This window comes from Ruegeria atlantica, assembly GCF_947495585.1.
GTDB classification, from domain to species: Bacteria; Pseudomonadota; Alphaproteobacteria; order Rhodobacterales; family Rhodobacteraceae; genus Ruegeria; species Ruegeria atlantica_G.
In genome coordinates this window covers 1-6,968 of record NZ_CANLZK010000033.1, presented here as the reverse complement: position 1 = coordinate 6,968, position 6,968 = coordinate 1, and the positions used below count along the sequence as shown (strand labels likewise).

The window sequence follows — 6,968 nt, the reverse complement described above, 5'->3', positions numbered from 1 at the left end:
CTTAGCGTTAATTTGGCAACTCCCTCAAGCACCTGAAAATAAATATAATTCAATTACGCCCGACCTATGAGTACAACAATAAGCTAAATTCTAGCTCCAACCCAGAGATCAAGTAGATGGCCGCTGACGCAACTAACACCAAAACGGCAAAGCCAAAGGCACGTAAGAGCTGCAAGCATTGCAAGAGCCGATACACGCCGTTCAGAAAGACCTCCCAATACTGCTCCGATAGCTGTCGAGTTTTAGCGCACAACAAACGCAAGGCTGAAGCCGCTGCCGCATCGGTCAAACACGAAGAGCGCATGCAACGCTCTCTACGTTGGCATCGCAATCAGGAGCATCTTCGACATCTTTCTGATGACGACCTCAGGGTCCTCATAGAAGCCAAATGGCAGGACCGGTTGGAAAGAGATCATAACAGACGAGTGTTGGCCAAAGAGCGTTACGCGTACCGAAAAGCATCTGAGCAAAACGTGATTACCTGCCCTGAGGTCAACGACGACGGTAAGGACACACAACAGAAGGTCGAAGAGTGCCGACCAGCTTCCAAGACAAATGAAGCAACTGTGACGACAACACCCATTAAGGTCGAGATAGGTCCGTCCAAGAAGAGACCTTACCCAAAGATCGAGACCAAGCGTAAGCGGGTATTTGTTGCAAATAATCCGACAAATCTTACTGGCCAAAAGTAGCAAACGAAGATGACAGACCAGCCTTGAGCAAAATGATATTATTGGTCATCGCAACATCGTTGAACAACGACAGGCTAGTATCTTCATCGAGTAAAACCTGAGATAGGCCTCTCAGGGTGTCTCTCGATCATGGCATTTAGCTAGATTGAATTGCTATCGTTGGTGGGTGGTCCACCCCCTACAACGTTATCCTTGGTCTATCTCATCTGGTCTGAACATCAGGTAGTTGCCTGATGAATGTATCCAGATGAACTCCCTAAACACTAGTGACGTAATGCGCTGGCCTGTGTCTCAACATTCAGGTCCTCTCTCTATAGTGGCGTCACGCTAACTCCAATAGGACAGCCCATGATATCAATAACCTGCCACCAGTGCGGGGCGTCTTTCTATGCGCAACGCTCATCAGCAAAGTTCTGCGACGCGACTTGTCGCAAAGCCTCATCACGAGGAGGCGTTCCCGAGAACCGTACAACTTCACCAACGAAGCGCCGTCGAGAAGACGAACTGTTCAACCTCCATATGATCCTTTGCAAAACCTACTACGGGATGCCTCCTGCAGACCGCCCAGCCTACCTAGAAGGTCTGATTGACCGAGCGCGAAACGGCGACAACAATGTCAAAGAAATTCTGACCAACTTGTACCTCCTGAAGGCCAAGGAAGGGAGTAAGGTCTACAACTACCGAGGATCCAGAGCATATCCGACGATACCTCAAGAGGCCTCAAGGTTTGTCACGACAAACTGGGGTGTTTCGATTGGTGACGCCGTCGCCGCATAGTGACGTGGCCCTCGCTATCAAAGCGGGGGTAGCCAGCCAGGCACTATTGCCGGTCAGAAACGATCCAAATCTCTGTCCCTCTGCCGACCTTTTTTAGACCGCGTTCCAGATGGTTTGGAGCGTGGCAATAAGGCCGTCGCGGCCTCGTTTGATTGCGGTTGATCTTTGCACCCTCAGGTGAAACTCTGCCGACAACAAAAAGAGCAGGAAGACATGTACGAGAACGCGTTCAACAAGATCGAGCGGGACCTCCGCGCCGAAGATGGTATCGCCAACGAGCTGGACTATGTGGAGCAGACATCCTGGGTCTTATTCCTCAAGTATCTGCATGACCTCGAAAGCGAGCGACGCGACAGAGCCGAGCTTGATGGCGAAGACTACTCGCCCATTATCGATGGTGACTATCGTTGGGATAAGTGGGCAGCACCCAAGGTCAACGGAGAGTTCGACCATAACGCAGCTCTTATCGGCGATGACCTGATCAAGTTCGTCGATCAAGAGCTATTCCCGTATCTCGCGGCCTTCCGTCAGTCCGCTACAGGCCCTCAGACGATCCAGTACAAGATCGGTGAGGTGTTCACCGAGCTTCGCAACAAGTTTCGATCCGGGTACATCCTCCGAGACGTGCTGGAGGCAGTAGACGGCTTGTCATTCAACACCCAAGCCCAGCGCCACGAACTCTCAGAGCTGTATGAAACCCGCATCCGTCGCATGGGTAATGCAGGTCGCAATGGAGGCGAATACTACACCCCACGTCCGCTTATTAGGGCAATGATCAAGGTAACTGACCCCAAGATTGGTGAGACGATCTACGACGGCGCTGTCGGCTCTGCTGGCTTCCTTTGTGAAGCCTACGACTACATGCGCAATGACGAAGTGTCGGCGTCTAACTTTGAGACGCTGCAGACCCACACCTTCTACGGACAGGAAAAGAAGGGTCTCGCCTACGTCATCGGCATCATGAACATGGTCCTGCATGGGATCGAGGCACCCAATCTTATCCACTCCAACACGCTCAATGAAAACGTGATGGATATCCAAGAGAAGGACCGCCACGATATCATCCTCGCCAATCCTCCTTTCGGGGGCGGAGAGCGGCGGGAGGTGCAGCAGAACTTTCCGATCCGTACTGGTGAGACAGCATACCTCTTCCTGCAACACTTCATTCGCAAGCTGCGAGCTGGTGGCAGGGCGGCGGTAGTTATCAAGAACACTTTCCTCAGCAACACCGACAACGCCTCGAAAGCCTTACGCAAGGAGCTGCTGGAAGCCGCCGAATTGCATACGATCCTCGACTGTCCGCAAGGGACGTTTCAGGGTGCTGGTGTTAAGACGGTGGTGCTGTTCTTCGAGAAGGGTGCGCCCACAAGAGATATCTGGTTCTATCAGCTCGATCCCGGTCGCAGCTTGGGAAAGACCAACCCTTTAAACGATGACGATCTTGCTGAGTTTGTGGAGCTGCAGAAGACACGCCCCAACGGACCCCAAAGCTGGATCGTGAAACGAGCCGATCTGGACGAAGAGACGTATGATCTCTCAGTGAAGAACCCCAATGCACCTGAGGAGGCTCCTCTGCGGTCCCCCGAAGACATCATTGCGGACATGTTGGTGCGGGATGCAGAGACAGCCAAGATCCTCGAAGACATCCGGGGGATGCTGTGAAGGATCTGGTAAAGTCGGGTTGGCAAACAATGCAACTTGGAGAAGTCTGCAGTCTTCTCAACGGTCGTGCGTACAAGAAGCCGGAGCTTCTTGAGTCTGGACGTTACCCTGTGCTTCGAGTCGGCAATTTCTTTACGAACAACCACTGGTACTATTCTGATCTGGAGTTGGATGAAAACAAGTACTGCGATAACGGAGACCTACTATACGCTTGGTCAGCGTCTTTCGGTCCACGTATCTGGAACGGTGGTAAGGTTATCTATCACTATCACATCTGGAAAGTAGCCCCATCTGAACAAGTTCTGAGGGACTATCTGTTCTATTTCTTTGATTGGGACAAAGAACGTATCAAGGAAGAACAAGGCGCGGGTGCAACGATGATCCATGTGTCCAAGCGCTCAATGGAAGCACGTGCCATTCCTGTCCCACCCCTTGAAGAACAACGGCGGATCGTTGCGGTTCTAGACGAAGCCTTCGAGGGACTGGCTCGCGCCAAGGAGAACGCTGAGGTTAACCTGCAGAATTCGCGGGAGTTGTTTTCACTTAGCTTTGAACACGAGCTGATCGCGTCTGCAGACCAATCAAAGCTCACTACGATAGGAGAGGCTTGCTCAGGGTTTGAGTATGGAACTTCGGCAAAATCAAAAAATTCAGGCATAGTTCCGGTCTTGCGTATGGGGAACTTACAATCAGGTGAAATCGACTGGGGTAATCTGGTCTATACGGATAATGTAGCGGACATAGAGAAGTTAAACCTGAAAAATGGTGACGTACTGTTCAACCGCACCAATAGTCTAGAGCACGTAGGCAAAGCGGCAATTTACCGAGGTGAAAGGCAAGCGATCTTTGCGGGTTATTTGATCCGGTTGCAGTTTGATCGTGAAAAGTTACTTCCAGAATTTCTCAACATGTTTTTGAACAGTAGGGGTGCAAGAAATTATGGGCGCTCAATATCCGGCAAGAGCGTAAACCAAGCGAACATAAGCGCGTCGAAGCTCAAAACCTATCCTATGCGTCTACCATCGTTCGACGTTCAAAAGGAAATTGTTCGCAAAGCTGAAAAAATGCGCGAGCCGATCGACGACTTGGCTGCTCAATACGTAACCCAGATCCGTGATTTTGACGACCTTCGCCAATCACTGTTGCAAAAGGCCTTCGCTGGCGAACTTACTTAAAGGACATACATGCCCAGAAAACTAACAAAGAAACGAGCAAAACTATTGGCGGAGTTGACCGAGCTGGTTGGCGGATACTGCTACAACGGCAACATCCAGAACTATGGCCCCGGTGGTATGTACGAAGGAGAGGGACGGAGTTTTCAATATTCTCTTACTGTCACTGACCAAAACGGCAACAAGCGAAAGTTCAAGTACCCGACCAATGCGCCCATTTCTCCTGAGGAACTGATCTCTGGTCACTTCAAGTTCGGAGCCAACCAACTGAACATCGTGTACGCGATGGATCGTGTCTTGGCGAAGCTCGAAAGCGATCACGGGCTGAAGTTGTAGACTATCAAAGTATCAAGGAAGAAACTGCCCCGACGCGCACAGAAACGGCAAATCAAGAGAACTGGCCATGAGTATCCACGACGAAACCGAAGCCGATACCCGCGCAGAGCGCATTGAGCCGGTTCTTGCTGCTGCTGGATGGGGTAAGAACGGCTCAAGAGTGCGTCGCGAGGTGATCTGTCCGGGGCGTATTCAGTCCGGCGGCACACGGGGACGAGGCCTCTCCGCCGACTATGTCCTGATCCACAAGGGCCAGAAGCTGGCTGTTCTGGAGGCCAAACGCGCAGGCATCAGTTATCGCGACGGGGTTGGTCAGGCCAAAGACTACGCATGCCGGTTGGGGTCACGCTTCGCTTACGCCTCCAACGGTTTGAGCTGGTACCAGATCGATATGACAACAGGGGCTGAGGGCGATTTAGCCCTCCCGTTCCCCACACCAGACGAACTATGGGATCGGACATTCGCGGTTAAGAGCGACTGGCGGGAACGCTTCGGTGCGGTAGACTTCGAGACAGACGGCGGCAAGTGGGAGCTGCGGTACTACCAGCACAACGCCATTACAGCCGCCTTGGAAGCTCTAGCAAATGGCGACAAGCGGATATTGCTGACGCTTGCAACCGGGACAGGAAAGACGTCCATAGCCTTCCAGATCGCTTGGAAACTGTTTCAGGCAAAGTGGAACCTGTCAGGTGAGCCGGTCAGGCGACCGCGTATCCTCTTTCTAGCTGACAGGAATATCCTCGCCGATCAGGCTTACAACGCATTCTCGGCGTTCCCGAACGATGCAGTTACTCGCATAGACCCCGACACTATCCGCAAGAACGGTGGCAAGCCTCCCAAGAACGCGAGCCTGTTCTTCACGATCTTCCAGACCTTCATGACAGGTGAAGGTGAGCCGGTGTACAAAAACTATTCCCCGGACTTCTTCGACTTCATCGTAATTGATGAATGTCACCGAGGCGGTGCTAACGACCAGAGCGAATGGCGTCACCTGCTGGAATACTTTGAGCCAGCCGCACAGCTTGGTCTCACAGCTACTCCCAAGCGCAAGCACAATGCCGACACCTACGCTTACTTCGGCGAACCGGCTTATACCTACGCACTGCGGGACGGTATCGAGGACGGTTTCCTGACGCCTTTCAAGGTGCGTCAGATGGCAAGTACCATTGATGAATATGTTTATGACGGCTCCGACGATGTGATTGTCGGCGACATCGAGGCCGGTGAAGCGTTCACCGAGAGCGATTTCAATACCCGTATCGTGATTGAAGAGCGCGAGCTGAGCCGTGTGCAGGAGTTCATGAGCCAGATCGACCAGCGACAAAAGACGTTGGTGTTCTGTGCTACACAGGATCACGCGGCTCTCGTACGAGACCTCATCAATCAAGTTAAGGACAGCACGAACCCAAATTACTGTCACCGCGTGACTGCCGACGACGGCGCAGTTGGTGAACAACACCTTCGCGACTTCCAAGACAACGAAAAGACGATCCCAACGGTTCTGACCACTTCGCAGAAACTCTCGACGGGCGTCGATGCGAGGAACATCCGCAATATCGTTCTGATGCGCCCAATTCGCTCAATGATCGAGTTTAAGCAGATCATCGGTCGGGGGACACGGACCTTTGAAGGCAAAGACTTCTTCACGATCTGGGACTTCGTGAAAGCGCATGAGAACTTCAACGATCCTGAATGGGATGGGGAACCGCTTGAGCCTGAAGCGCCCCGAGGTCCTCGTGTTCCACCGAGCGAACCCCCGGTAGATGAAGGCGAACCACCAGAAAACGGTGAAGATGCGGATGACCTCTCCCGAGAGAAGATCCAAGTCGCGCTCTCGGATGGGACAGTTCGCAATATCAAATACATCGCGGCCACGACCTACTGGAGCCCAGAGGGCAAGCCGATCTCTGCGGCGGAGTTCTTGAAAAGGCTGTTTGGTGATCTTTCTGGGATTGTTGCGGATGAAGACCAGCTGCGGGCGGTATGGAGCGATCCTGACAACCGCGAACACTTTCTCGGACAACTGTCTGACCGAGGATACGATCAGGACAGGCTCGACGACATTCGACGGCTAGTTGATGCCCCAGAGAGCGATTTGTTTGATGTCCTCAGCTACATCCTTTTCACAAACACCCCCAAGACTAGATGCGATAGGGCAGACCGGGTGAGAGAAGGGTCGATGGACGTCTTTGATGCGGAGACTAAAGACTTGTTGCTTGGCATCCTCAAGGCCTACGAAACAGATGGTGAAAGTGAGTTGGCAACTAAGAAATTGGGGCAATTTCTGGTGGCGCGGTACGGCAGTATCGGCGAGGGCAAAGAGAAACTA

5 protein-coding genes are annotated in these 6,968 nt (G+C 52.4%); all 5 read left to right on the top strand.

The features are described 5' to 3' along the window. Positions 1-116: 116 nt before the first annotated feature. Positions 117-692: a hypothetical protein gene (locus QMP16_RS23345; protein ID WP_282154366.1), complete on the top strand. Its 576-nt coding sequence runs from the start codon at positions 117-119 to the stop codon at positions 690-692. 990 nt (positions 693-1,682) lie between these two features. Further along, complete coding sequence (locus tag QMP16_RS23340; RefSeq protein WP_282154365.1) at positions 1,683-3,131, top strand: N-6 DNA methylase; 1,449 nt, start codon at positions 1,683-1,685, stop codon at positions 3,129-3,131. Further along, a complete protein-coding gene (locus QMP16_RS23335) occupies positions 3,128-4,306 on the top strand; it encodes a restriction endonuclease subunit S (protein WP_282154364.1) in 1,179 nt (392 codons plus the stop codon). Before QMP16_RS23340 ends, QMP16_RS23335 begins: the two co-directional genes overlap by 4 nt. 9 nt (positions 4,307-4,315) lie before the next feature. Beyond that, positions 4,316-4,639 carry a hypothetical protein gene (locus QMP16_RS23330; RefSeq protein ID WP_282154363.1) on the top strand — a complete coding sequence of 108 codons (324 nt, stop codon included), beginning with the start codon at positions 4,316-4,318 and terminating at the stop codon, positions 4,637-4,639. 67 nt (positions 4,640-4,706) lie between these two features. Continuing rightward, positions 4,707-6,968, top strand: a 2,262-nt coding sequence (hsdR, locus tag QMP16_RS23325; RefSeq protein WP_282154362.1) for an EcoAI/FtnUII family type I restriction enzme subunit R, incomplete at its 3' end; no start/stop codon positions are given.